General features: G+C 57.0%; 22 protein-coding genes. 13 read left to right on the top strand and 9 right to left on the bottom strand.

Annotation, left to right across the window (positions count from 1 at the left end; all coding sequences use genetic code 11):
• The first annotated feature begins 24 nt into the window (after positions 1-24).
• The 4 genes from ACLQMU_RS12150 (at position 25) to ACLQMU_RS12135 (ending at position 5845) form a co-directional block, all read left to right on the top strand.
• Positions 25-1608 carry a radical SAM protein gene (locus tag ACLQMU_RS12150; RefSeq protein WP_424039718.1) on the top strand — a complete coding sequence of 528 codons (1584 nt, stop codon included), beginning with the start codon at positions 25-27 and terminating at the stop codon, positions 1606-1608.
• Positions 1595-2083 carry a siroheme decarboxylase subunit beta gene (ahbB, locus tag ACLQMU_RS12145; RefSeq protein WP_424039716.1) on the top strand — a complete coding sequence of 163 codons (489 nt, stop codon included), beginning with the start codon at positions 1595-1597 and terminating at the stop codon, positions 2081-2083. Before ACLQMU_RS12150 ends, ahbB begins: the two co-directional genes overlap by 14 nt.
• Positions 2080-3282 carry a radical SAM protein gene (locus ACLQMU_RS12140; RefSeq protein WP_424039714.1) on the top strand — a complete coding sequence of 401 codons (1203 nt, stop codon included), beginning with the start codon at positions 2080-2082 and terminating at the stop codon, positions 3280-3282. The genes ahbB and ACLQMU_RS12140 overlap by 4 nt, the downstream gene beginning before the upstream one ends.
• A 346-nt stretch (positions 3283-3628) precedes the next feature.
• Complete coding sequence (locus tag ACLQMU_RS12135; protein ID WP_424039713.1) at positions 3629-5845, top strand: tetratricopeptide repeat protein; 2217 nt, start codon at positions 3629-3631, stop codon at positions 5843-5845.
• Between the two features lie 16 nt (positions 5846-5861).
• On the opposite strand, the gene ACLQMU_RS12130 is transcribed toward ACLQMU_RS12135, so the two are convergent.
• Together ACLQMU_RS12130 and ACLQMU_RS12125 are read right to left on the bottom strand one after the other, a co-directional pair.
• Positions 5862-7133, bottom strand: a complete 1272-nt coding sequence (locus tag ACLQMU_RS12130) for a sensor histidine kinase (protein WP_422148334.1) — start codon at positions 7131-7133, stop codon at positions 5862-5864.
• An 84-nt stretch (positions 7134-7217) separates the two neighbouring features.
• A complete protein-coding gene (locus ACLQMU_RS12125) occupies positions 7218-8156 on the bottom strand; it encodes a DNA adenine methylase (RefSeq protein WP_422148335.1) in 939 nt (312 codons plus the stop codon).
• Between the two features lie 232 nt (positions 8157-8388).
• Between ACLQMU_RS12125 and ACLQMU_RS12120 the strand changes: the two genes are divergently transcribed.
• Both ACLQMU_RS12120 and ACLQMU_RS12115 read left to right on the top strand, forming a co-directional pair.
• Positions 8389-8781, top strand: coding sequence for a hypothetical protein (locus ACLQMU_RS12120; protein ID WP_424039710.1), 393 nt, complete (start codon positions 8389-8391; stop codon positions 8779-8781).
• Positions 8782-9200: 419 nt separating this feature from the next.
• Entirely contained in the window at positions 9201-10133 is a 933-nt protein-coding gene (locus ACLQMU_RS12115) for a hypothetical protein (protein ID WP_443673727.1), read from the top strand.
• 157 nt (positions 10134-10290) lie between these two features.
• On the opposite strand, the gene ACLQMU_RS12110 is transcribed toward ACLQMU_RS12115, so the two are convergent.
• From ACLQMU_RS12110 to ACLQMU_RS12100, 3 genes are all read right to left on the bottom strand, one after another.
• Complete coding sequence (locus ACLQMU_RS12110; protein WP_424039158.1) at positions 10291-11367, bottom strand: heparan-alpha-glucosaminide N-acetyltransferase domain-containing protein; 1077 nt, start codon at positions 11365-11367, stop codon at positions 10291-10293.
• A 678-nt stretch (positions 11368-12045) separates the two neighbouring features.
• Positions 12046-12984, bottom strand: coding sequence for a response regulator (locus ACLQMU_RS12105; RefSeq protein ID WP_443673726.1), 939 nt, complete (start codon positions 12982-12984; stop codon positions 12046-12048).
• Between the two features lie 4 nt (positions 12985-12988).
• On the bottom strand, positions 12989-14401 hold the full coding sequence (locus ACLQMU_RS12100; RefSeq protein ID WP_443673725.1) for a PAS domain-containing sensor histidine kinase: 1413 nt from the start codon (positions 14399-14401) through the stop codon (positions 12989-12991).
• A gap of 271 nt (positions 14402-14672) precedes the next feature.
• Between ACLQMU_RS12100 and ACLQMU_RS12095 the strand changes: the two genes are divergently transcribed.
• Both ACLQMU_RS12095 and ACLQMU_RS12090 read left to right on the top strand, forming a co-directional pair.
• Complete coding sequence (locus tag ACLQMU_RS12095; RefSeq protein WP_424040208.1) at positions 14673-16217, top strand: amino acid permease; 1545 nt, start codon at positions 14673-14675, stop codon at positions 16215-16217.
• Between the two features lie 79 nt (positions 16218-16296).
• Complete coding sequence (locus ACLQMU_RS12090; protein ID WP_424040206.1) at positions 16297-17121, top strand: hypothetical protein; 825 nt, start codon at positions 16297-16299, stop codon at positions 17119-17121.
• Between the two features lie 50 nt (positions 17122-17171).
• Here the strand turns inward: ACLQMU_RS12090 and ACLQMU_RS12085 are convergent, their stop codons facing one another.
• Positions 17172-17972, bottom strand: a complete 801-nt coding sequence (locus tag ACLQMU_RS12085; RefSeq protein ID WP_443673724.1) for a PrsW family glutamic-type intramembrane protease — start codon at positions 17970-17972, stop codon at positions 17172-17174.
• A gap of 639 nt (positions 17973-18611) precedes the next feature.
• Between ACLQMU_RS12085 and ACLQMU_RS12080 the strand changes: the two genes are divergently transcribed.
• Both ACLQMU_RS12080 and ACLQMU_RS12075 read left to right on the top strand, forming a co-directional pair.
• Entirely contained in the window at positions 18612-19238 is a 627-nt protein-coding gene (locus ACLQMU_RS12080; RefSeq protein WP_422150304.1) for an ArsR/SmtB family transcription factor, read from the top strand.
• Positions 19239-19510: 272 nt separating this feature from the next.
• Complete coding sequence (locus ACLQMU_RS12075) at positions 19511-20410, top strand: hypothetical protein (RefSeq protein WP_424040202.1); 900 nt, start codon at positions 19511-19513, stop codon at positions 20408-20410.
• A gap of 52 nt (positions 20411-20462) precedes the next feature.
• Here ACLQMU_RS12075 and ACLQMU_RS12070 read toward each other — a convergent pair whose 3' ends face one another.
• The 3 genes from ACLQMU_RS12070 to ACLQMU_RS12060 form a co-directional block, all read right to left on the bottom strand.
• Complete coding sequence (locus tag ACLQMU_RS12070) at positions 20463-21035, bottom strand: hydrolase (protein WP_424040201.1); 573 nt, start codon at positions 21033-21035, stop codon at positions 20463-20465.
• A 96-nt stretch (positions 21036-21131) separates the two neighbouring features.
• The gene (locus tag ACLQMU_RS12065) at positions 21132-22625 is read right to left on the bottom strand and encodes an MFS transporter (RefSeq protein ID WP_424040199.1); all 1494 of its coding nucleotides are present in this window, start codon (positions 22623-22625) and stop codon (positions 21132-21134) included.
• Between the two features lie 102 nt (positions 22626-22727).
• Positions 22728-24353 carry a putative manganese-dependent inorganic diphosphatase gene (locus tag ACLQMU_RS12060; RefSeq protein WP_424040197.1) on the bottom strand — a complete coding sequence of 542 codons (1626 nt, stop codon included), beginning with the start codon at positions 24351-24353 and terminating at the stop codon, positions 22728-22730.
• A 167-nt stretch (positions 24354-24520) separates the two neighbouring features.
• Between ACLQMU_RS12060 and ACLQMU_RS12055 the strand changes: the two genes are divergently transcribed.
• From ACLQMU_RS12055 to ACLQMU_RS12045, 3 genes are read left to right on the top strand one after another with little or no spacing between them, the layout of a single operon-like run.
• Positions 24521-25009, top strand: coding sequence for a PadR family transcriptional regulator (locus tag ACLQMU_RS12055; protein ID WP_424040196.1), 489 nt, complete (start codon positions 24521-24523; stop codon positions 25007-25009).
• Position 25010: 1 nt separating this feature from the next.
• Positions 25011-25997, top strand: a complete 987-nt coding sequence (locus ACLQMU_RS12050; protein ID WP_424040194.1) for an ATP-binding cassette domain-containing protein — start codon at positions 25011-25013, stop codon at positions 25995-25997.
• A gap of 2 nt (positions 25998-25999) precedes the next feature.
• Positions 26000-26749, top strand: coding sequence for an ABC transporter permease (locus tag ACLQMU_RS12045; RefSeq protein ID WP_424040192.1), 750 nt, complete (start codon positions 26000-26002; stop codon positions 26747-26749).
• Positions 26750-26973: the final 224 nt, after the last annotated feature.

Genomic DNA, 26973 nt, shown 5'->3' with positions numbered 1-26973 from the left:
TGCCGGGTACCGGGAGGTGCGACCGTGCCGGCGGGAACTGATGCCCCGGACCTGCGCCTCATCTCCTGGAATGTCACACTCCGGTGCCCGCTCCGGTGTGCCCATTGTTACGTGAACGCGGGAGATCACGAGGCCACCGGGGTGCTCTCCACGGAGGAGGCATTGGCGGTCATCGACCAGATCTGCGAACTGGGCCGTCCCGTGGTGATCCTGAGCGGGGGCGAACCACTCATGCGGGAGGATATTTTCAGGATCGCCCGCTACGGGACAGGAAAAGGCCTCACGATGGCGATGGGGACAAGCGGTGTCCTGATCGATGAGATGTGCGCACGGGAGATCCGCGATGCAGGCATCCGCAGGGTTGCGATCAGCATCGATTCGGCAGACCCGGCTGCGCATGACCGGTTCCGCGGCGTCTGCGGCACATGGGAGCGGGCCGTACAGGGCATCCGCCACTGCGTGAACGCGGGGGTAGGAGTACAGATCAACACAACCGTCCTGTCTCCCGAAATCCGGGCAATCAAAGAGGTAGTGGCACTCGGTACCAGCATGGGCGTTACAGATTATCAGGTATTCTTCCCGGTCCCGACCGGCCGGGGAACAGATGTCCCGTGGCTGACCCCGCAGGTGTACGAAGACCTGATCCGGGAAGTGCTGGTGGTTTATCAGGGCACCGATGTGAATATCCGCCCCACCTGTGCACCCCAGTTCCGACGGATCGCCGACACCCTGGGCATCCATAACCCCGCATGGGGCCGGGGCTGCATCGCGGGAACCAGGTACTGCAGGATTTTTGCCAATGGCGACGTGACGCCCTGCCCCTATCTTCCCGCCCGGGCCGGGAACGTCCGGGATACGCCGCTTGAAAAGATCTGGCAGGAGTCTCCCGTCCTTGCAGTTCTCCGGGACCCGTCCCTCCTCACCGGGAAATGCGGGCGGTGCAGCTACCATGAAATCTGCGGAGGGTGCCGGGCCCGGTCCTATGGGGCTGGCAGGGGCATGACCGACATGTGCAGCGGGATTGCATGGCCTGATGACACGGCAGGAGATCTGTGCGGTGAAGATCCGTGGTGCCGGTACGAGCCGGATACGAAGACTGTGCCCACCGGTGCCATAGACCAGACCGATCTCGCGCTGCTTGACGCACTCCAGGACGACATCTCCCTCGTATCCCGGCCATACGATGTGATCGCCACACGGCTGGGCATATCCCCGGATGACGTGATGCAGAGACTTGCCGGATTACAGGAACGGGGAATCGTCCGTGGCCTGTCACCGGTCCTTGAATCCCGGCAGGTCGGGCTTACGGCCACCACGCTTGTGGCCATCAGGGTAACCGGGGAAAAGATCAAGGAGGTCACCCGGCTGATTAATGCGTATCCCGAGGTCTCGCATAATTACCGGCGGGACCATGCCTTTTCGATCTGGTTTACGGTCGCGGGAAAGGACGAAAGCCGGATCCAGGAGATTATCGGGGAGATCAGGCAGCAGGCCGGGCTCTGCGAAGAGGATATCCTCGAACTCTCCACGGTCCGCAGGTTCAAGATCGACGTCCGGTTCGTGTTTCCCGGCATTCCTGCACCGGAGGCGGGCAATGGACACCCTTGATCGCGACCTGCTGGCGGAACTGGAACAGGGGCTGCCGGTCACCCGCGAACCGTTTGCCGAGATCGGGGGCAGGCTCGGCATTCCGGAATCCGCGGTGCTTGACCGGCTGCAGCGCCTCAAACGCGACGGGGTGATCCGGCGCTTCAGGGCCCGGATCGACCAGAGGAAAGCGGGTATTGCGGAAAACGCCCTTGTTGCATGGCGGGTGCCGGGAGAGCGCTCTTTTGAAGCGGGGACCCGCCTCGCCCGCTGCCCGGGGGTCACCCACTGTTACGAGCGCCGGCCGGTGCCAGGCCGGTGGGACTACACGCATTACACCGTTCACCACGCGGGCAGCCGCAGGGAGATTATGGCCGAGGTGGAACAATGTGCAAAGATGGCGGGACTTGATGAATACACCGTGGTCTTCAGCACTGAAGAACTCAAGCGTGTCCCGGCAGTCCGGGTCAGGGAGAACGGGGGGGACCTGCAATGAACCGGATCACCCAGTGCCTGCATGGGCGGGGCACCGTGAGCAGCGTGATGCATCACCGCAATGACCCGCAGGAGCAGGTACCAAGCAGATACCTTGCCTTTACAAAAAGGCGCCGGCCGGTGGTCTTCTGGAACCTGACCGACCGGTGCAACCTTGCCTGCGCCCACTGCTATTCCCGGTCGGGCCCGGGCCGCGATACGAAAAATGAGTTGTCGACCGCCGAAGCGCTGGCCCTGATCGATGACTTTTCCGCGATGGGTGTCCCGCTGATCCTCTTCTCGGGCGGGGAACCCCTGCTCCGTGACGATATCTGGGAGCTCGCCCGCCATGCGCATGCAAAGGGGATCAAGATGGCGCTCAGCACGAACGGTACGCTCATCACCGCGGATGTCGCAGGGAAAATAAAGGAGAGCGGGATCGAGTATGCCGGGATCTCTCTTGACGGTGCTACGGCGGCGACCCATGACCGGTTCAGGAATGTCCCGGGGGCATTTGAACGATCGGTGGCGGCATTTGCCCGGTGCAGGGAGGCGGGTGTCCGCTGCGGCGTCAGGATCACCTTGACACAGGAAAACTGCGGCGAACTTGGCGACCTTGTCGATCTCGCACAAAAGATCGGGGCGAGCCGGTTCTGCCTGTACTGGCTGGTGCCGACCGGCCGGGGGATGGATGCCTACAACCGGCTGCAGCTCGGGCCCGATGCCGTCACAGATGCACTTCGCCTGCTTTACCGCAAAGCGCAGGAGACCGACGCGGAGACCATGGAATTTTTAACTGTGGACGCCCCGCAGGACGCAATCCACCTCCTGTCCTCCATGGAGCGGGACCGTTCCCCGGACCTCCCCGACGCACGCGCTCTCATCGCTTCTTCAAAAGGCGGGTGCAGCGCCGGTGACCGGGTGGCAAACATCGACCCGCAGGGAAACGTGTACCCCTGCCAGTTCGCACGGTCCCCTGAGTTCCTGGTGGGGAATGTGAGGGAACAACCGTTGTCAAAACTCTGGGACGATGCAGTAAACCCCGTGCTCGCCCGGTTCCGGGAACGGCCGATGACGCTGACCGGCGCATGCAGGCGGTGCCGGCACCGGGAGCTCTGCGGCGGTGGATGCAGGGTGCGGGCCTTTGCAGCATCCGGAGATTTTTCTGCGGACGACCCGTTCTGCTACGTGTGGGAAGAAGCGGACAATACGACAACGTGATCCGGCCGGAATTTTTGGGTGCAGCAGGAGAACTTTTCGAAAAAAAAATCGCTCTGGCGTGATAAGAAGATGGCGGCATTCTTCATATGCGATGAAGGCCGCCGCCCCCCGCAGGAAGCCCCGAGGCAGATCGGGAACTAAAAAAGGGAGAACTCATTGACCCGCCGTGCCCCGGGGGGCCCTGAGGCAGGAAACTTCGCATATTTTTTACTGGTTACCCTCGTATCGGTGCGAGTTCAACCGGTTCATGCCAGTTTCTTTTAGTGCCGGAAAAGGACTTCCCGGCCCGTCCTGACGTCTCCCGGCAGGAGAAAAGTTCATCACACCAGCAACAATAAGCGTCCATATGACCGATGCGCTGAACTGGTACCTTTCAGGGATGAATCTTCAGGCGCAGGAAAAGTACCAGGAAGCACTCCATGCATTCGAGCAGTCGCTCTCGATCGATCCGGGAAATCCGGGAGCGTGGGTGGGAAAGGGGATGGCCCATGCCCGGTTTGGCGAGTACCAGGATGCGATCCAGTCATTCGACCGGGCCCTCGCGCTGGGAGACCAGAACCCCTTTGTCTGGTACAGCCGCGGCCTCGCGCTCCATTTTCTCGGCCGGGACGAAGAAGCAGTCCCGTCCTACAACCGGGCGCTCAACATCGACCGGAAAAACCCTCTTGTCTGGATCGGGAAAGGGGATGCACTGCGTACCCTGGAGAGGTACGACGGCGCCCGCGAAGCCTACGAGACCGCGCTCCTGCATGCACCGGAGACGGTGGCGGCCCTGCTGGGCCTTGGCATGGTTGCATTCGAACGTGCGGATTACCGGCAAGCAGCAGAGTATTGCCAGAAGGTCCTCGCTATCGAGCCTGCGCACCGTATAGCGCTGACCATGCTCGGGACCTCATTTGTGGAAGAAAAAGAGTATGACAAAGCGATGACAGTTTTTTACCGTGCCCTTGCAGCTGACAGTCATTTCGCCCCGGCCATCGCCGGCAAAGCAGCGGCGTTATGCGAACTTGGCAGCTTCCCGGAGGCACTCCGGTTCTTCAAACAGGCTCTCGATCTCGATCCTGCCCTGCCGGATGCATGGATTGGTAAAGGCATGGTCCTTGGCAAGTTGGGCCGGCATGATGCGGCGATGCAGGCATTCGATCAGGCGCTCTCGCTCAACCCGGACTGTGCGGGAGCGTGGTACTCTGAAGGGCCGGTGTTCCGGTTTACCTGCCGGCTGGAAGAACGTGTCGCCGGTGTATCGCGGATGCCCATGCTCAACCCGGACACTACAGGGAGCGGGAGCACCCGGGCGTCTGAACTTCTGCGGTCCGAACATTTTGAGGATGCCGTGCAGGCATACGATGAGGAGATCGGACAGGGCCGGCAGACTGCGCTTCTCTGGTATAACCGGGGGACGGCACTCGATGCGCTGGGGCGCCACCAGGAGGCGATCATCTCCTACACCAACGCGGCAAATATCGATCCTAAAATGACAGCTGCGTGGTTCAACCGGGGACTTGCAGAAAACGAACTCGGTCGGTACGCAGCCGCGATTGTCTCGTTCGATCATGCAAATGCGCTGGACGCCGGTTTTACCCCGGTCTGGATGGCAAAGGCGCTCACGTACTGCAACATGTATCTCTTCGATGAGGAACTTGCAGCCTGTGATGCAGCGATCGAAAGGAGTCCGCATCTCGCGACTGCCTGGTACAACCGGGGCGTGGTTCTCCACAAGATGAACCGGAACAGTGAAGCGCTCGAATCGTTCGAGCAGGTGGTCTCCCTGGACCCGGGGTTTGCTGCCGGATGGTATAATAAGGCGGTCATGCACAGCCGGGACGGTTCGTACGGGATCGCACTCCAGGCATTTGACATCGCACTTTCGCTTGACTCCCGTCATGTGCTCTCGTGGTTCTGCGAAAGCCTTGTCCTCATCAATTTGGGGAAGACGAACCAGGGAAAAAAAGCATTTATCCGGGCAACCAAGCTCGCCCTCAACCTCTCGCTCATGAGGCGCCTGTACGGGGGGGCGATCTTTCTCTCGAAAAAGAGCCGGATCTACGCGCGCCGGCTCGACCGGAAAGTCCGGTCCCCGCAGGACCCCTGCCTGATCTGGTACCGGACCGCGACCGACCTGTACCGCAGCCAGAAAAATGAAGAGGCCATTGCTGCATTCCGCCGTGTGCTTGCCCTCAACCCGGAAAGCACCAGGAGCTGGTATTACCTCGCTCAGGCATACACCCGCCTCGGCAGGTACCCGCTGGCTCTTGAAGCATATGGTCATGCGATCGCGATCGATCCTCTCAACCCGGCAGTCTGGAACAACAAGGGACTCATCCACAAGCGGCTGGACCAGCCGGATGCAGCCATCGCCGCGTTCCGGCGTGCCATCGCCATCGACCCGGCCTATTTCAATGGCTGGTACAATCTCGGGCTCATCTGCCTCGACCGGCAGCAATATAACGAGGCCCGCGAGGCGTTTGAACAGGCGCTGGCTGTGCGGCCCGGTGATCCCCGGGCACTCGACCGGAAGAAGTATGCCCTTCTCGCTGCGAGACCCGCAGTAAAAACGCCGTGAATACAGCTTAAAAAGGTTACCGGTACCGGTATGCACCAGCCGGTACCATCAGCTCGAACCGTATGCCCTTGCCCGGGGTTCCGTTCTCGCGGATTGCAATCCCGGTGATGGCAAGGACCTCCCGGATCAGGAAGAGGCCAAGGCCGGAATGCTTCCCGAAACCCCGGAGGAAGATCTTCTCTTTTTCCTCCTCCGGCACACCTGGCCCGTTATCCTCGTACGTAAGCAGGAAATGTTCGTCTCTTTTTTCTGCCGCAATACGGATAACCGGGGGAACCTTGGCATGACGAACGGAGTTATCCATAAGATTGAAAAAAACCTTTTCCAGCAAAGTGTCAGCATAGATCTCCAGACCCCGGCAGGATTCGTCAATCACGAGCTCGCCAATCTTCAGCTGCCCCCGGGTCTGCTCGATAATACATAAAAGATCCTGCCACTGTGGAGATTCCACCCCGATCGTCTGGTAATCGCGGGAAAATGCGATCTGTGCCTGGATGGTGTCGAGCACCTGATCGCCCCGGATCAGGTATGTTCTGGTCACCGGGTCAGTGATTTGTTCGCCGGTGAGGCCGAGGAGCGAATGCAGGGCAGACAGTTGGTTGAGCATGTCATGGTGAGTGATATCGTTGAGCAGGTTCAGTTTCCGGTTCATCGCCTCGATACGCTTCCCGTCGTTCCTCCGTTCAGTAATGTCGGACGAAATGATCGTGACGGCGACAACCTCGTTTGTCTCCGGATCTATGACGGGATAGAATTTTCTCAAAAAATACCTGCCGCTCTTCTCGTACTCATCCTCGCGCGGAAGTTTTGTCGCGAGCACCCCACCAACTTTCTTTTCAAAGTGTATTGCCTCAGCAGGTGAATGAAAATCCGCATATTTTTTCCCGGTATAAACCTGCGGAGAGAGGCCGGCCCTCTCCAGGTGCCGGGTATTCATCAGGAGGTACCGGGTCTCGCGGTCGACCGTATAAATCGAGTCTTCGACAGATTCCACAAAGGAACGGTACTGCAGCTCGGACCGGCGCAGGTGCGCCTCCGCAGTCTGCCGCAGCCGGAGCTCCTCTCTGGCCTTTACCTGCTCACGGTAGGCAGACCGGAGCGGGAAAGAGACCAGAACGACTGCCAAAATGCTGGTAAAAACAATCGTGATGCCATGGGATTGCCAGAGCGAAACCCCGGGGATGAGGAGCTGCTTGGTGAATTCGAAGAGGAACATGACCGCGAGCAAGGCGGCAAAAACCAAGGCAAGTACCCGGTACAGTCCCCCGGGATCATTTGTGTGGCGCATGAGGTGAGGGAAAAGTTACTCGTCCCGGCCAGATAATAGTTGCCCCTGGCGCCCCTTTATGGCATTTCACTTTTCCGCCAGGGATTAACTATCGTAATTGGTGATCAGCAGTTCGCTCACCGTCCCGCGCCGGGCACCGTTGCAGTTGATCATGCGCTTTGCAGGAACCCGCCGGATGGTGTACCCGGCATACAGCTCGTCAAAGAAGGAATCCCCGGGATTCTCGTTCCCGGGATCGGAATTGCTCAGCATGACCTTCGCACCTTTCCGGTCAAGTTCTCTGAAGAACTTTGCCAGACGCACCTGGTCCCCCTCGGAGAAACCGTTCCGGGAATAGGAGGTAAAGGAGGAGGTCTGGTTCAGCGGCCGGTACGGCGGATCTAAGTACACGAAGGTGAGGTCGTCTACGTACGTCCGGCACCGGGTAAAATCGCCCTGGATGATACGGGTGGTCTCTAACCGGGCCGCGACCTTTTCGAGGTTGTTAAGATTGAGAATATCCGGGTTTTTGTATCTCCCGAACGGTACATTGAACCCGCCCTCACGGTTGACGCGGAACAGGCCGTTGTAACAGGTATGGTTAAGGAAAATGATCTGCGCAGCCCGCTCAATCCACCGGGCGTTGTAGTGCCGGAAGCCACATGCCGCACGGTTCCGGTTGAACGCATCCCGGATCTCATAATAATACGACTCTCTCTGCTGGATATTTTTTGCCCGGTATACAGAATTCAGGGTTTCGAGTTCATTGATGAGGCGGGGGAGTGATGTCTTGATCACCCGGTAGGTAAGGATCAACTCCTCGTTCACATCGCCGATCGTACAATGCTCGAACGAAAACCGCTGGTTGAGACAAAAGTAAACCGCACCGCCGCCGATAAAAGGCTCGACATAGTGTGTGATGGTTCTGTCTGTTAAACCATGGGGGGGGAGTCGTTTCCCAAACTCGGAAAGTAACTGCGATTTTCCCCCGGCCCATTTCAGGAAGGGCTTCGCCCCGGAAACGATCTTTTTGGATTGTGCCATTCGGAACGTGAACACCCGTACTTATCAGGTATCTTCTTACTCTGTTATCATACCCCACGAAACCCGGGTATTTTAGACAGGTTTCTTCTCGTCAGCTGGCCTCCCTGCAAAACAGGTTTTGTTGGAATTTTATCACGCTACCTCCGGGTGAGCCGGTAATGAGTTCGTGCCGGAACCCGACCACAAAATTCATCGTAGTCCGGTACAAGCAGTGTACTGAACCAGGATTCTTATGAAAAATAATCCGGTATTTCTCTTTATTGTTCTCTGTTCATGTGCCGTCCTTGGTCTTTGCATATCCGCGACCGGCGCTGCAGTTCCCGATGGCGAAGGGCAGCCAAACGCGCCCGTGACGACCGCCGAGCTCAACGTGACGAATATCTCCCTTGCAAACGTGACGATCCCCGCTAAGTACCTGGCGACACCGGCCCCAATATGGATCGGGATCAGCACGAACGACACCGCCGTCGATGGCCCGAAGGGTGAGATGGCAGCAGTTCCGCGGACGATTGGTTTTTCGATAAGTCCCGCGACTCTTGCGATCGTGATCATCGTGATCGCGGCCGGTGGAATCAGCGCCTGGCAACTCATGAAACGAAGGCGCGACGAGGTAAAGAAAGAATAAAATACCCTGGCAGACCGCAGGCAACATCATTCAACGAACGCACTAAAAAAAATGATGTGCCCGGCGACGCGGCACCGGCGCTTGTGCCACTGATAAATTCGCATCGCTGGCGGCGGGTGAAATTTTTTTGCCGTTAATGTTCCGGTGGCCCGGCTCATGCCTGCCGAAATGCCAAAAAACGTGAGTAGTGCAGTGACCATTGATACAGGTCCGGATTTCCCGGCCGCTCATGCAGGCTTTCCCTGTTTGTCCCCCCCGGTCCAGCGATGCAGCGCTCAAAAGGGGAGACCGGGATCGGTTTCATAACCAATTAATAATCCAAGATCCCATGTGGTCTTAAAGAGGTTGACGATATCATTTCCTGCCCCGCAAAGCACATTCTCCTCCGGGCTGCAGCCCGCGAAAAACCGGACGACAGAGTGCTCCGGGGCCTTCTCTTTATCGTACTTGCCATCGTTCTCCTCGCGGTCCCTGCGTATGCCGGGAACGGTGTGAACGCATCTGCCCAGCCCGACGCAACCGTCCCGGCGGTTGTGCACATCGGCGTGTATGTGGTGGATTTTAACCAGTTCAGCATTGAAGAAGGAACGTATGAAACCAATTTTTACCTCGATCTTACCTCCAATGCCAATGTCTCACTGGACGATTTCGAGTTCATGAACGGGCAGGTGTCTTCCGTGGAGACGATCACGGATACCCCCCAGGAAAAGAATTACCGGATCTATGCCGTGATGACCGCAAATCCTGACCTCCGCCGCTACCCCTTCGACAATCACACGCTTCCGATCATCATCGAACCAAAAGTCCTTACCGAGAAGGATATGGTTTTTATCATTGACTATACCAACACCGGCCTTAATTCGGAAGCGGATCTGCCGGGATGGACATTGACCGGGATGGATGCCCGGGTAACGAACCAGACCTACGTGGCCGGCGAGGTGCCGTATTCACGGGCAGTTTTCAGTTACGGGATCGAAAGGGATGTCGCATCGACCATCCTGAAATTTTTCCTGCCGATCTTCCTCATCATCATCGTGTCCCTGACATCGCTCCTGATGAAAGTCTCATCCCGGCTCGGACTGAATGCATCGATGTTCCTCGCAGCCGTACTCATCCACTGGCGCATTGCGGATTCGATCCCTCTGGTTGCCTACGCGACGTTCCTTGATTATTTTATGATCCTCACCTACGCGACGCTGGTGATGGTGCTGGTTTCAGGGATCCTCATCCTGAAATTCACCGAGGATAAGGATACCCGCCGTGTTGAACTGGTCAACCGCTGGTCGATCCGCATCGTCCCGGTTCTTTCGATCTCGCTGTACTTCCTCCTCTTCCTTTCGATCCTCGTATAAGGACGCCATATTTCCGATCGCCGGTTCCTCAGGATTTTTAATTTTAATAAGGAAGAAAACCGGCTTTGGGAAAAAGTGACCGGACCATGGGCGGCATCGTGTCCGGGGTGAGGCCTGCCCGCCTGTGGCATATCCAACCGTTCCCTCACGCTGCCGCTCATCCTCCAAGAAAGAGCCGGACAACAAACGACCGGCCCGCCGCAGCCGGCCTGATATGCCGCATGAGGTATGCAAATGCGCACATTCCCCCGGCAAAGACAGATATGCACAGGAGAAACTGCGGGAGGGGGAGCAGGATATCCGCAGGCCCGATGATCCACGCGATGATGACCGAATGGAGGATGTAGATCGAAAGCGAGCATTCGCCCATCGCCCGGAGAGGGTCCGGGATGCAGGCCGGTGGCAGCAGATCGGCGATCACGAACATGCACAGAATCATGCCACAGGCCGCAAGGCAGAACCCCGGGACCGGGGGGTAGAAGAGTTCGACGTACCCGAACCGGATTATCTGCGGGCCGGGAAAAAGTGCCCAGAGTGCAATCCCTGTTCCCAGCATTCCCAGCGCCACGGCGGCAAATTGTCTTGTCGCAAAAGATGTGATCGTATCTCCGGTCCAGCGGATAGTGCCGAGCTCGGCTCCCAGAAATGCGATACCAAGCCAGGGAAAGACCGGGAACCAGCCGCCGATGAACCAATGCCCGGCAAGCGTTGGCAGGAAAAAACCCGCTTGACCGGATGCAGCATCCGCAAGGGGGAGCTGCAACGGAAGTGCCGGGTACCCGAACACGAGCTGGAGCACCGGCGTGGCGCAGAAGAGGGCGAGGATAATTCCCCAGCGGGCCTCCCGGTCAAGCGTGAGGAAAAGGTACGCGAGCGGGAGCGATATCCCGATCAGGAACAGGACATCCATATCGATGAAAGGGAAGATCCCCCATGCGACCGCTTCGAGACCTGCGGCGATCATGATGACAAGGGCGCCCCGGATCAGGAAATACCCGAGGCCGTACTGTTTTCTGCTCCGCGAGAGCGTGACCATCATGCCCGAGAGCAGGATAAAGAGCGGGGCGGCGAGAGAGGAGAGTACCCGGATCGCGAACGGTACCGGTGGAAGGAGGAGGTACGGGACGGTGTTTGCCCCGATCATAAGTGTGATCGCAATTCCACGGAGGAGATCGACCGGGATATCGCGGAATTTTGCGCGGGACGCTGACGGGAGCGCAGTTACCCTGTCCATCCCAACGGGTTGCGGCCAGAACAGGAAAGGGCTTGTGTTGAGTGAAAATTTTCCTGCGGTTATCTCAACGAAAGAAAAACAATAAAAAAAATATTTTGTGGAGGTTCTGCGCGAAAAATAAAAGATCCCTCCTGTCCGCCAGAAGCGAGGATCCGGTATAGCCACCCTGCACGCTGCCATCATACCGCCGGCCTGGGCACCCCAACCAGTGGGGGGTCGCACCCGGATCATGCATGACCCCCCATCTGCAACAAGCTACATTTTGAGCTTCAAAAGATCTCATTTTTGCGTCATAAAATGCCACAGAAAAACCGCCCGGAATTCCGGAGGAGCATGGGGGGGTCGTAACCCTTTTTGTGCGTGCACGGCCCATGAAATCTTCGCGATCCCGGTGAGCTGTAGCTTGGTAGCATCGGGTTCGGTTTTATCTCGTAAAATTTCCCACGTAATCTTCAGGAACCGGCCGGAAAACCGGATCTGCATGGCGCGGATTTGATCGGATCTGACACTCAAAAACAGGGGGGTCATACCCATTTTGGGGTGACCCCCCTTTTGGCCTTGGTACAAAAGAAATTACTGGGGTGAACCGGGGTCCCGGCCAATAATATGTGACCCCCGGAAAGCCGTGGAAGAAGATATCCTGGCCGGTATGTCCCGTTTTTCAGGAAATCCCGCATCTTATTCAAGAACCGCACCGATCAGGTTCCCGGCGATCTGGAGCGCCTCCATTTCGCTGTCCTCCCAGTCCCGGTGTTTTGTATCGGAAAAACCTACAAATCCCCAGAGGGTGTCGTTTTTAAAGAGCGGGAGCACGGCAATCGAAGTAATTCCCCGATCCTCAAAGAACCTGCGCTCGCCCTCAGGTAACTTTTGCACATCGCCGGCAATCGCATTGCCGCTCCCGAGAAGCGAACCCCACAGGAGTGTCGTAAAGGTGATGGACTCCGCGTTCGTTATCGAGACTTTCCTGCCGCCTGCTGTACCGGGATCGACCCACAGGTACTGCACGACCGCACCGTCCCGCCCTTCATGCCCCGGGTTCATGCGGAATATGCAGACGCTCGCGGCATGTACGGCAAAACCGATATGTTCGAGGATCTCCATGATCCCGGCCGTGAGGTTCTTCTCGTACCGGGGATCATGGACAGGGATCGTCGCCTGCCTGCGCAGGAACCACTCGATGGCAAAGCTGATAGCCAGAAGAAGAGTGTCGCGATTTTTTATCTCCCGATCATGGCGGTAGCGGTGGAGGGCCAGCTCTATGGCAAACGCGAGCTCCCGCTCGTTGAACGGTTTGAGGATATAGGCGTAGGGTTCCGTTCCCTTCACCCGCGCGAGGGTCTTTTTGTCGGAGTACGCGGTGACAAAGATCACCGGTACATCCATGAACTGGCCGATCTTTTTTGCGGTCTCTATCCCATCCATCGGCGAGCCTTCAAGCACGATGTCCATCAGGATCAGATCCGGGTGGATCCGGGCGGCCTGTTCCAGTGCCTCCCCGCTGCCCGCCGCGGGTTCAGGTACATCGTATCCCATACCGGCGAGCACAAGCCGCAGGTTCTCGGCAACGATCAGTTCATCCTCGACAATTAGTATCGACGGTTGTTTTTCGTTCATGTATTCACCCTGCATAAGGAATGGTAATGACAAATTGCGTCCCGTTTGTGCGGCCAAGTGCGATTGTCCCTTTTAACTGCCGCACCAGCATCAGGACAAGGTTAAACCCAAGGGAATCTGCGTGCTCCCAGTCGAACTCTTCCGGGATCCCCCTTCCGTTATCCTTTACGACGAGTGTTATCCATGATTTTTCCTTCTGTCCGGTGAGCGTGATCTCCCCGCCGTCTCTTCCGGTAAACCCATACTTGAGAGCGTTGGAGATCAGTTCATTGGCAATCAGGCCAAGGGGAACGGCAGTCGTCACGTTGACGGTGAGATCCTGCGCATGGATGGTCGCACGGATACCGGAGCGGTCGACACCATAGGCAACCATGAGGTTACCGGCAAGGTTGCGGAGGTACCGGTCAAAATCGATCAAAGCAAGATCGCCGGACTGGTACAGGTTCTCGTGAATGAGTGCCATGGATTTGATCCGGGTCTGGCTGTCCAGGAGGGCCGCACCACAGGCGGAATCGCTTGTCTTTTGGGACTGGAGGTACAGGAGGCTTACGATAATCTGGAGATTATTTTTCACCCGGTGGTGGATTTCATTGATGAGTATCTCTTTTTCGTGGAGGGATAACCTGAGACGTTCCTCCGCAATAGTACGCTGGCAGACTTCAGCGATGAGTGCCTCATTTGCCTGTGCAAGTTCTGCCGTTCGTTCGAGGACACGTTCCTCCAGCCGCCCGGTGAGCCGGGCAAGTTCTGCCTCTGCAGTTTTGCGTGCGGAAATATCCTCAAGGACAAGGATGCAGTAGCATGGCGCATCCGCCGTACCCCGTACCGGTGAAATAAAAAGTTCACACCATACGGACGAGCCATCCTTTCTGATACACTGTATCTCGCTGGTATAACCGGGGAGATCCCCCTTCATGATCCTTTTAATTGCCTCAAATGTATCCCTCTGATCGTCCGGAGCGATGAGGGTATGAGGCAAAACATTCAGAATATCGGTAACGGTATACCCCAGGATATCGCAGAAACGCCGGTTGACCTGTGCGATGTGCCCGCCGGGGAGTATCCCGGCGATCCCGACTGCGGCCTGGTCAAAGGTCGCCGCCAGCCGTTTTCTGCTCTCGCGCAGATCGCACTCAACCTCCTGCCGGAGAATGATATCTTTCAGGAGTGCAAAGAGGCCCGTTGCGACGAGGGCGTACCCGCCGGTCCGCAAAACAAAGAATACGGCACCGGGAGGGTTGTTGCCGCCGGTCAGGAGGAGAAAATGTGAAATGGCAAACAGGGTATAGGCAAACCCGAAATACAGCGGCGTACTTTTTTTGATCTTATAATAGCCCCATACACTGAGAACGACGATGGCGGCACTCATGAGCAGGTTGACTGCCACGGAAACGTCAACCTGGTATCCGCCGATCATACTGCACAGTTCCTGCCGCCAGGTCCCGGCATCCGCCACCCGCGAAAATCCTGCATGGATGATCTTTTCCGCGGGAGTACCGCATAAACACGGCGATGAGTGAAATAATAATTGCACCCATTACAACCTTATTTTTAAAATCCGGGTAATTATAAGTGAAATCTTTTTTTCACTTATCAGTTTCTTTATAAAAAGCCGGAACGGAGAGTACAGCTGCCTGGCGTTCTCTTCTGACATGCACGAGAAAAAATCGCAAAAAAAGGGGCCGTACATGAATAAGGGCACACTTTTCAACCATGCCATGTTCAAAAAAAAGCAGATCGGCCGGGTGGTGTCCGATACAAACGGCACCCGTTCGCTTACCCGCACCTTAAGCCCGTTTGACCTCATCATGCTCGGCATCGGGGGCATCATCGGTATGGGAATATTTGTCTTGTCCGGCCTTGTCGCGGGACTGCACGCCGGTAATGCACTTCCGCTTTCGTTTGTCATCGCCGGTATTGCCTGCCTCTTTGCTGCGCTCTGCTATGCTGAATTTTCCGCCATGATCCCGCTCGCAGGGAGCGCCTATACCTACTGCTACATCACGTTCGGCGAGATCTGGGCATGGATCATCGGCTGGGATCTCATTCTCGAATACGGTCTTGCGGTCTCTGCGGTGGCAATCGGCTGGTCCGGGTATCTCAACGCCCTCCTCCGGTCCATCGGGATCAGCCTTCCTCCTGCCCTTCTTGGCCCGCCGGGAACGGACGGGGGAATCGTCAACCTCCCCGCTGTTGGAATTGTCCTTTGCCTGTCCCTGCTCCTGATCCGGGGAACCAGGAAAAGTGCGCGGACAAATGCGGCCATTGTCGCGATTAAATTAGCGGTGATTGTCTTTTTTATCGTGCTTGGCCTGTTTTCCGTCAACCCGGCGAACTGGACGCCCTTCATGCCCCCAAAAGGATGGCTCGGGGTGTTCTCGGGCGCAGCCATCATATTTTTTGCATTTACCGGGTTTGACGCTGTGGTTACTGCCGCCGAGGAGACAAAAGATCCCCAAAAGAGCCTGCCTCTCGGCCTTCTCGGGTCCCTTGCCATCTGCATCGTCCTCTACATCGTGCTTGGCGTGATCCTGACCGGCATCGTGCCGTTTTCTGAACTCGCCGGGGCCGGCGCAATCAACGCCCCGATCGCTTATGCTCTCGGGCGGATCGGCATATCGTGGGGAGCCGCTGTGGTCTCTGTCGGTGCGCTGTGCGGCATGACCTCGGTGATCCTGGTCATGTTGTTCGGGCAGAGCCGGATCTTCTTTGCCATGTCCCGGGACGGTCTGTTACCGGCATTCTTTTCGGAAGTCCATACAAAGACCCGGACCCCGGTAAAAGTTATCCTCATCACCGGAGTACTCACGGCATGCGTCGCCGGATTTTTCCCCCTCGAGATCGTTGCCGAACTGGTCAATATGGGCACGCTGGTGGCCTTTGCGATTGTCGCGATCGGAATTCTCCTCATCAGGGTCCAGCAGCCGGATCTCACCCGGCCGTTCCGCTGTCCATTTGTCCCGGTCGTTCCCCTGCTCTGCGTCGGCAGTTGCGCTTTTTTGATCTTCAACCTCAACAGCCACGCTCATATCATGTTCGTTCTCTGGCTCGCTGTCGGCCTCGTGTTCTACTTCCTCTACGGTATGCATAACAGTGCCAGACAGGAAGGCGATGCTGTATGCAATACCGGTACGCAGCCCGGCGCCTCTCACCTCTACCGTCAGGTAACCAGTCCGGAATTTCTGGCGCCCGATACAATCCCGGCAAACCCCGGAGAACAGCATGGCCCCTGACATGCCGCGCCGGCTCCCGATGGCTCCGGCTCTTTTCTGACCGCAGTCTATATACTTCATAAACAGCACCGGTACAACAATGCACGATGACCCCGAAAACGGCAGGACGAACATCCCGCTTTGCATCCCTGGCCCGGTAAGGCACCTGCTCTGGGGTATTATCGTGCTTTGTGTAATATTTGCGGCACTCATTGTGGTGATTCCGCTGCCACTGTACCGTCTCATCGGCAATTCCTTTGAAGTGGTGGCCGCTTTCTTCTGCATGTGCGTCTGCCTGTACGCGTACCGCCACTGGTCCGGCCGCGTGATCCTGCTGCTTGCCGCGTTTGCATTCGGGGAATACGCGCTCGCGACAGTCTTCTGGTATCTCTTCACGCTTCTGCCGCTGACGGTTTCGCTCGGCCGTCCGTTCGTTTTTACCAGCGTTGCCGAACTCTCGTTCTTCGGGTTCATGCTCTTTTTTATCGCAGGGTTCCAGATCGAGGGCAAAAAAGAACCTGTCTCTCGCATGTTAACATGGTTCCTGCCTGTGCTGTTTTTAATCGTCCCGCTGATAATGATCGACAAATATGGCATCACGCTCCGGACCGTGATGCTGCTCGTTCAGTTTATCGTTGTTGAGCAGCTCATTGCCGTGACAATCAGTCACGGGTTTTTCCGGTATCCCCTGCTCTGGGCCGGTGTCTGCGCACGATGCCTGGTCTCTATGCTGTACGGTCTCCGCGAGACGCTTTTCCTCTACTACCCGTCATGGGCCATCAATCTGCCCGTTGCTGAAAAAACGTTCTCGGTCTATGATCTCTTCAGTATTGTCGGCCCGCTCATCATTGCCTCCATTGCCCTCATCTCTCTTGGCCTTCTCGATTACATCGCAAAGCAGGGAACAGCCGCACAGCCCTCCTGAAACAAAGAACCCGGGGTCGGGACATCCGCGTGCCTGCTGCCCTTCTGCATTCACGCACTCGCACGGTGGCGGAACAGGGCCGGGAGGTCAATGTGATAGCACATGAGCAGGCCAAAGAAGAGGATGACCGGGAAGACGAGATCGATGCAGAACCCGGCGAGGCCGAAGAATGCGCTGCCGAGAAGGTTGTAGAGGGCATGGATCGTGACCGCGAGCGTAAAAAATCCAAGGATGAGTGAAGGAAATGCCCGCCGGTCGAAATGCCTGGAAATAACGATCCCGTACCCGATGATGCCGCACGTGCACCCGTGCATGAGGGCGGTCGAGAACGAGTGGGTAAGAATGACGATGAGATCCGGTGAGGAAATGAGGCCGGTTTCGATAATGGCAAACCCGATCCCCGATGCGAAGGCGTACAGGAAGATATCCCTGTCCTGCTGCCGGGCCCCGGCGAGGGCTAGTATCAGGAGGGGCAGGGCCTTGAAAAATTCCTCGACAATGGGGGAGATGGTAATGGAGGCAAGCACAGCCGGGATCTCAGTCTGGGCTGCCTGAAACAGGACCGGTTCGAGAAAATAGACCGGGACTGCCGCGATAAAACCCCATACGACAAACAGGATGAACCGGGTGCCGATCCTCCCGATAAAGATCACCAGAAACAAAAACGGAAGAAGATACGCCGCACAGAGGATCAGGTTCATTGCATCGCCACCGGTTATCAGGTAGATTTTCCCGTTTTGTATTTCGCATTCATGAAGGCACAGGCACGGCGTGCGCATGCCGGTTCCACAGATCACGTACGCGTTCCGGATGTTTATTCCTTTGATTTTGATGCCGGGAACAAGCCCCACCTGTGAGAGATGGAGAAAACGAAGAGGATCATGACAGGTTTGCCGATTCACGCGTCTGAAAGCGGATCGCCGGTTGCGATCCACGGAACAGTGAAAAAAAAATTTCCGTTAACGAGTGCTATAAAAATCACGTGATACTATAGTCATGTGCCAGGATCTGGCACGTTGAGAGAAACACCTCTGCACAAGAAATGTCTGAATGGAGCGAAAATCAGGTGGTGGCCGGCATATTCAGACAATGCATGTTCGGATTACCCTCGGAAAAAAATGCCAGAATCAATATTGATACTTCCCCAGGTTTCAATGACTGGCATTTTGTGCCCTTAACCCCGGAAAAGCCGGCCGCTTCCCCTAACATACCTCTCTTCCGGTAAAAACAGGATCGCTCCATTCTTCCCTCTCAATGGTTGTTTGCCAGCTGTCGCCGGCAGCCTGATCGGGAAGGGATTTTGTTTTGCGACAAAAACCAGACGGATGGGTTGCCCCTGGCATAAGTGCAAGAATTTTTTCAGTTATGCATGCGTTTATAGCATGAAATCGACCACCGGGATATAGGAAGAGTGATCCGCAGGGCAGGTGTGTTTGCCTGTACCTGTACCGGACCGCACGAGCAATTTGCGGGAAGCTTAAGGAAGAGATATGATGGACGGGGAGTCTGGAACAGATACCATGCAGGGGCCGGTCGCTGTGGAAGAGGAGATTATATTCCTTGAACCGGGCCAGGAAAAGGCACAGAATATCGTCAAGGCAATATCCCACCACAATGCCGGGGAGCTCATGCAGCTGCTTTCGAGCGAGGGGCCTATGAAGCTGTCCGATATCGCATCGCGTATGGGCCTGTCCACCAATGCTGCAAAATACCATGTGGAAAATCTCAAAAATGCCGGACTTATCGAGATCGCGAATACGCGGTACAGTGTCAAAGGCAAAAAGATGAAAGTCTACCGGCTCAAAAACCAGGTTTTTATTGTCGCACCGAACATGACATCGGGCCCGGCTCTTCGCGCGGTCCTGTTAAAATATGCAACGCTCTGCGGGATCTTTATCGTGGCATTTGGCGTGATCCTGCTCCAGCCGTTTGTGGTGCTCACCTATGGACCGGTAAGCTCTCTCACCGGTTCCCTCCAGCCGGGCGCAGAGGTACCGGCCACCTATTCGTCAGCATTCATCCCGGCACTTGTCCTTGCGGGGGTTGTCACCCTTCTCGTATACGCCGGTTTTGAAATTCTCGTGTACTGGAAAAACCGGCAGCGGTGTTCTTCCTAGTTCTCCTACGGAAGATAAAACGACCCCCTCCCGTTTTTTTAATGTCCTTCTCAAAAAGGGAATGCTGCCCGGATCCATCTTTCATTTACAAAAAATGGTAGTCTCCCCGCATCGTGCAGGAACGATCATGGAAAAGAGTTACCGGATCGTCCGGTCCCCGGGAGAACCCGGTTATAGTTTCAGGATATTTGCAGAGCACCGCAAAAACCCCCACTTTTTATCCCACCGGAACTGATGTATACCCATACAAGGGAAAAGACCGGTCGCGTACCATGAGCATTTTTAAAAAATATAAGGACTTCAGATCGACCATCAACATCCGGCTTTTTTCCCTGTATCTCGCGATCGTGCTCATCATCCCTGCCATCTCGACCCTCATAGAGTACATGGTCATGGAAAATCCTGGCCTCCGTGCCAGTCTCCAGGTCGATATGCAGAACTTTCACATCTACCAGCTCTTCACGTCATCATTTGTTCATCTCAACTTCGGCCAATACCTGGGAAACGTGACTGCCTACCTGCTTATTGCTGTATACGGCCTCGCGCTCGCCACGCTCGTGAACCGGAAACGGCTGTACCTGGTGATCAGCAAAATCATCGTTGTGATTTTCCTTGTATTTGGGGCGTGCTTTGCAGTCTTCAACGCGACCACGACCTATTATGTCGGCCTCTCGGGAATCGACTCAGCTCTCGCGGGGCTCCTCCTCCTCTTCTGGCTGCTCTATCTTGAGCACACCTCTCATCAGAGGATGCGCCACTATTACGGCCTTGTGCTCTCCTGCATCCTTGCCCTCTCCGCCGGGATCATCGCGCGGTACATCCTCCTGTACCATGCCGGACACAACGCTCTCTTCCCCGCACTCCTTGCAATTGTTATCGCAACCCTCATCCTTTCCATTATCCTGTACCGGCAGCAGTTCATCGAACTGTACCGGGTCCTTGTGGGATTCTCCTGGTCATCCCGGCTCATGACGATCGCCATCGTGGCCATCTTTGGCTATTTTGTCTGGAATCTCTTTCCTGAGCGGCTGGCAAACTCGACGAGGACTGTGAGCATCTCCCTGCACATCGCCGGCATCGTGATCGGTATCCTTGCCGGGTACCTCTTCCTGGTATATCTCGAACAGATTGCCTACTTCAACAGGGAAAAAGAGGTTATTTCCCGGCAGTAACGGGAGAATGGGCACGCCGCAGCAGGTAACGGGGAATGTGGCGCGTTGTTCCTTATCCAATGGCGGCAAGGATCTCGTCGGTTGTCCGGACCCTGCCCATCCGTTTGAAGATGAAGTTTATTGCCGCATGGTGCTGCTCCGCCGACATCGAGGCCATCGCGTCCTCAGCAAAGACCTGCTGAAAACCGTACTCGTAGGCGAACCGTGCCGTGCTCTCAACGCCGAAATCTGTTGCGATCCCGCACAGGACGATCGTGTCCATCCCCCGTCTTCGGAGCTGGAGTTCAAGGTCGGTACCATAGAATGCCCCCCACTGCTTCTTTCCTATCACAACATCGGTCGGGACCGGTGCAATCTCCGAAATAAACTCGGACCAGTCGGGGGGCATGGGCCCGGTGCGTGAGAACGAGGCGTCGCTTTTTACCCTGATCATCGTTTCCGGGGTCGATACGACATGCACGAGAAAGACCGGCATCGTATTCTTCCGGAACGCCGTCACGAGCCGGGCTGCATTTTTTATCACAACAGACGACGGGTGCGGCTGCGTGGGCTGAGCCGCGATTCCCTTCTGGAGATCGATGACCACGAGAGCGGTCGTTTTTTTGTTCATGTCCAGTTCAGGCATACTGTCACCATGGAAACATAGGGCACCGGCCGCTATTTATGCACTGTGGTGACGCTGGAAACAGGGGAAAAGACTGGCAGTCGCCCGGAACAATTCCTAAATCAGGGCTTCGGGAGGAAGGAGTTCCGGCTCCGGGCTGTAACTGGTATCCGGCACTTCCCGGGTTACGCGGATGATGATGATAACGATGATGCAGAGGATAAACGAGACAAGGTAAACCGCCTGGTACCCGAGAACAGAGAGCGCCGGCGTCAGCTTCGCGACAAGCGGCGTGCCGTCCCGGGGAATCCCGGCCATGTACATGCGGATGGCAAAGACGCTCTGGAAAAACGCGATGCCGGCGACCATGCCCACGTGCCTGACCGTCATCATAATCCCGGAACCGTCGCCGACCGAACCCGGGGGGCAGTGCCCCATGATCAGGCGGGCGTTGGGGCCGAAGAAGGCGGCGGTGGAAACACGGGTGACGAGCATCCCGGCGATAATAATTCCCACCAGCGTAAGGGGGTTAAAGGTAAAAAATATCAGGAAACCCGCGGCCGCAAGCCCGACCGCAATCATGGAGATAAGGATACTCCCGTGCCGGTCGGCAAGGCTCCCGGATGCAGGCGCGACCAGGATAGAAAGAAGGGCAGGGGCGGTCATGATCAGGCCGGCGATGAACTGGTCGAGGTGACGGGAGTTGATCAGGTACAGCGGCATCAGGTAGGTGACCCCGGAAAAGAGCGTGGTGATGATAAGGCAGGCAAGGATACCCAGCCCGAAATCCCGGTTCCGTGCAAGTACCGGATTGATAAGGGGATCAGGGTTATGCCGCTCCCGCAGGACAAAGATCCCGCCCATTACGACACCGGCCAGGAAGAGCAGCACGAGGACCGCATCCGGGGTACCCGGGACCTGGTAGAACGTGAATGCAGAAAGAAGCAGGATCAGGGCAGCGACAAAGAGTGCCGGCCCGCTCAGGTTCAGGGGTTTTTGTCCGGTGGTACCGGCATGAGATGGCAGGCAGTACCAGCTCATGATAAGTGCGACAAGCACGATCGGGAGGTTGAGGAAAAAGACCCAGCGCCAGCCGGCGTACTGCGAGACAAACCCGCCGATACCGGGACCAAGCGCGTAACCGGCCGCAGACATGGCGATAAGGAAACCGAGCGATTTGCCCCGCACCGAGGGCGGAAGGTATTTCGTGATCACGGCCGGGCCGATGGCAGAGAACATCGCCGCCCCTGCACCCTGCAGCACCCGGAATGCGATCAGGCTGGTGATATTCATGGCAATTCCGCACAAAAACGAGCCCAGCCCAAAGAGGACAAGGCCGAGAATAAAGAGCAGGCGGAAGCCGAACCGGTCACCCAGTTTTCCCATAAAGAGGATCAGGCCGGTGATCGTGAGCATGTAGGAGATGATCACCAGCGACCCGACACCGATCGGGATCTGCCATGACTTTACAATCGTGGGAACGGTGATATTGACTATGCTCATGTCGAGAGCGCCGATCAGGGAGGCAAGCGACACCGTAGCGACGATAATGCGCTGGAAAGTTACGCTCCCGTAATCGGGAAGGGCAGGGAAGACGGGTATAGAAGACACCTTTTATATTTTACACATTTTGTGCGACTGGCAGATAAAAACGGCAGGTCTGGCGCATGCGCCCGGGTGCTCTCGTCGGCGCCCGGCATGAAGGAGAAGAGGTTACACCCGTCCCGCACGTTTCAGTTTTTCCCCCAGCCACGGCAGGAAGTCCTTTTTCCGTGACATCACGCCGGGGAGCCGGGCCGGAAGTGTTTCATCGAAAAGCGCTGAGAGGAGAGCGGCGTCACCGGCCCCGTAGAGATCGCTTGCGTTTTCGAGGACATTGGTGAAAAGCGCAAACGAGATGGCAGCCCCTGCCCCGGCTCTCGCCTTTTCCAGCGCGGCGGCGATCGCCTCGTCACGGGACCGGTTCCACGCAAATGCCGGCACCATCACCTGCGCGATCTGCACGCTCTTTTCCGAGAGTGTGAAGATCTTGGTGTCGCGGGCAAGGAGAGTATCGAGCGGCACGCCGGAGAGGTCCATGCCCGCCTCGAGCAGCGCAACACCCAGTTTTTCCGGGTCCTCACCGGCAAGGGACGCGAGCCACTTTACCGCTTTCTTATCCTGGTGGGTGGTCGTGGACATCCTCAGCGAGAGGGTATCGGACAGGATGCCGCAGAGGAGGACACCTGCGATCTCCCGCGAGGGGGTGAGGCCGGCCTCCATGAATTTCATCGCGATGATGGTGCAGGTGGCCCCCACCGGATCGTTGAAGAACCGGATCGGCCGCAGCGTCGTGATAGCCCCGAGCCGGTGGTGGTCGATGATCTCGACCACGTCGGCTTCCTCGATCCCGGGGACCGCCTGGGAGGCTTCGTTGTGATCGAGCAGGACGACCTGGCGGCGCACATCGTCAAGCAGGGTCGTCCTTGTCAGGATACCCTGGAGTTTTCCGCCGGTCGAGACGACGCACGCGGCCCTGAACGCCGATCCCGACACCACCTGCCGGGCACGGGCAATCGTCTCGGTGCACGCAAGGACCGGGACATTGGTTTCCATCACCTCCCGGGCAGGCAGCGAGAGGTTGATCCTCTTTCCAACCCCGAACGCGTCCAGTTTCGTGGATAGCACCGAGACCCGGTGCTGCCCTGCAGCGGCGATGACCCGGTTCCCCGCCGGGGCCCCTTCCGCTATGATCAGGGCGGCGATCCCTGCCGAGACGAGCGCAAGCTGGGCAGGCTCGTTGTCACCCACGACGGCGATATCCTTCTCGGTCATCTTTGCGAGTGTCACGTGCAGCGCATCGATCGCGATATAGACCCGGCCTTCGAGGACCGGGTGTGCAGAGACGAGGATCTCTGCGGACAGGATGCGGGCAAGCGTCGCGATCGGGACCGGGGTTACTGCAAGGGCAGCGAGGTGGAGGGTATCGATACAGGCACTGGCAAGCGCGTGTTCCCCGATCATCCCCGCCGGTTTTCCACCGGCATCCGTGATGACAACGTTTCTTATCCCTTCTTTTGCCATGAGGGCGGCAACATCCACCGTGGGGACGTCTTCGGAAAGGGCAAACACCGGCTTGTAGGTTATATCGGCAAGGGTCGGCTCCACGGTAGGAACAAAAACCGGGAGTGCGACGCCGTACCGGTCGAGCATGAACCGGGATTCGCTGTTGATCTCCCCGCAGCGGGCGGGGACATACCGGCCCGGCTCGGAACGGTTTTTGAAATCCGCGTACCCGATCACGCTCGCGATGCTGTCGGTATCAGGCTGGCGGTGGCCGAAGCAGTAGATCTGGTTCATGAAAGATTCCTTTTCGTGCCTGCGGGTAATGCTGCTTTATCATTTGCCTGTCCCGGTTCATAAGGTACCGGCACGATATTCCCCCCTTGTCACTTCAGGAATATTTATATCTGGCCCTGCCCAACGCTGATAGTTCGAAATCGAACTATATCGGAACCGAACTATCCATGACCAGCCTCCTACAGTTTGCATCAAAGAGCGGGAGGACACGCAGCCTGCTTGCACTCTACGTGCTCCACTCGCTTGACAAGAGCGAAAAATCCGGGTACGATATTCTCCGGGAGATCGAAAAACTCACCGATGGCGCCTGGGTCCCCAGCAAGGGTACGCTCTATCCCCTGCTTCGCCAGCTTGAAACCGAGGGGCTCATTGCACCTGCACCGGAAAAAGGGGGTACCCGTGCCCGGACCGGTTTTATGCTCACCCGCACCGGGCGGGACACGCTTAAAAGGATCCGGGCCCTCAGTAAAGAGCACCACAGGAAAATGGATCAGTACCGGCATCTCATCACCGCCATCTTCGGCGACTGCCACAGCCCGGAGATGGGTGTGCTTTTTGAAATACGGACGCTCCTGAATGAAATGCCCGAGGAAAAAGAGCAGGAATCATTAAAGATACTCCGGCGCTGCCGCGATGATCTCAAAAAGGTGACCTGACATGACTGCCGCCATCCATGCAGCGGACCTGACCCGGCGCTTCGGCGATCTCGTGGCCGTGGACCGCATCAGTTTCGATATCGAGCAGGGCGAGATCTTCGGTCTTCTGGGCCCGAACGGGGCCGGGAAAACCACGACGCTCTCCATGCTTGCGACCATGCTCGAACCCACCGCCGGCTCCGCCACGGTCATGGGTATCGATATCACCAAAGACCAGGACGGTGTAAGAAAAGCCATCGGGATCGTCTTCCAGGACCAGAGCCTCGACGAGGAACTCACGGCATGGGAGAACATGGACTTCCACGGCCGGCTCTACCGGATCCCAAAAGATGTCCGCGAGCAGCGGACCGAAGAACTCTTAAAACTCGTGGAGCTCTACGACCGGAGGAACGATATCGTCAAGACGTTTTCCGGCGGGATGCGGCGGCGTCTCGAGATCGCCCGGGGGCTCCTGCACCACCCGTCCGTCCTGTTCCTGGACGAACCCACGCTCGGCCTTGACCCGCAGACACGCAACCTCCTCTGGAAATATATCGAAACGCTCGCAAAGGAGAAGAACATCACGATCATTCTTACCACGCACTACATGGAGGAGGCAGACCGGCTCTGCAGCCGTATCGCGATCATCGATCACGGGAAGATCATTGCCCTTGACACGCCGGCACGGCTCAAGGATTCGATCGGCGGCGACGTGGTGACCATCCGGTCGCCGGAAACAGAGAAGACTGCAACGGCACTCGCCGTACCGTGGATAAAACGGCAGGAGACTCATGACGGCGAAGTGATCCTTACGCTGGAGAATGCCGAGCAGCACCTCAGTATGATCGTGACGCTCATGAACGAAAAGAACATTCCCATCACGTCCATCTCGGTCCACAAGCCGACGCTCGAAGATGTTTTCCTCTCGTTTACGGGAAAGACCATCCGCGAGGAGGATGTCAGCGGCAAGGATGCGATGCGGATGCACTTCAGGATGATGAGGCACTAATCATGGATATCGTTTACACCATCTGGCTGCGGAGCATGAAGCGGTACGTCCGGTCGAAAAGCAGGATCGTGGGCAGCATCGCGATGCCGCTCTTCCTCCTCGTCTTTCTCGGCTTCGGCCTCAATTCAGTGGTCAGCGCCACGTCGCTCGGGCAGCAGTACGTGATGTTTCTCGTGCCCGGCATGGTCGCGATGAGCGTACTCTTCACCTCGGTCTTCTCAGGGATCCAGATCATCTGGGACAAGCAGTTCGGGTTTTTGAAAGAGACGCTCGTGGCACCGGTTTCAAGGCTTGAAATCATGTTCGGCCAGACCGTCGGGGGCGCAACCACGGCGGTGATCCAGGGGATCATCCTCATGGTGCTTGCCGTGCTGCTGGGCCTGCGGATCGAAAACCCCGCAGGTTTCTTTGTCGCCCTCGGGTTCATGATCCTTGTCGGGATTTCGTTTACCGCGTTCGGGATTGCGATTGCTTCAAGGATGGAGGATATGACCGGTTTCCAGCTGATCATGAACTTTGTCGTCTTCCCGCTTTTCGGGCTCTCGGGAGCGCTCTTTCCCATCAGCTCCCTGCCGGCATGGCTTGAGCCGATCACCCTCATCGACCCGCTCACGTATGGCGTGGAAGGGATCCGGTACGGCCTGACCGGGGCCTCGCAGATCAACCCGCTCATCAGCCTCGCGGTGATTGCCGGGTTTGCAGTCGCGATGACTGTGGTTGGAGCCTGGCTCTTTAGGAAAGTCTCGGTGTGAAAAAAGCCGGGATACCACTCTGATTTTTTTTTGGTCTGCTGAAATTCCAAAATAGATTATAAACGCTCTTGGGGACTGCCGCCCCCGCACGCTTGTGGCATCCCCTGTTTGCTCTTGATGCCGTATTACCTGTTTACAGATTCGCTCGCATGTTCCCATCCCGGTAATACAGATGCATCGCATACGCCCCCGCCCCCTTTGGGGGCAGGGCTGGCGTGTGGGGG

This window comes from Methanoregula sp. (assembly GCF_052325125.1).
GTDB lineage: Archaea > Halobacteriota > Methanomicrobia > Methanomicrobiales > Methanospirillaceae > Methanoregula.
This window is presented reverse-complemented; position numbering and strand designations above follow the sequence as displayed.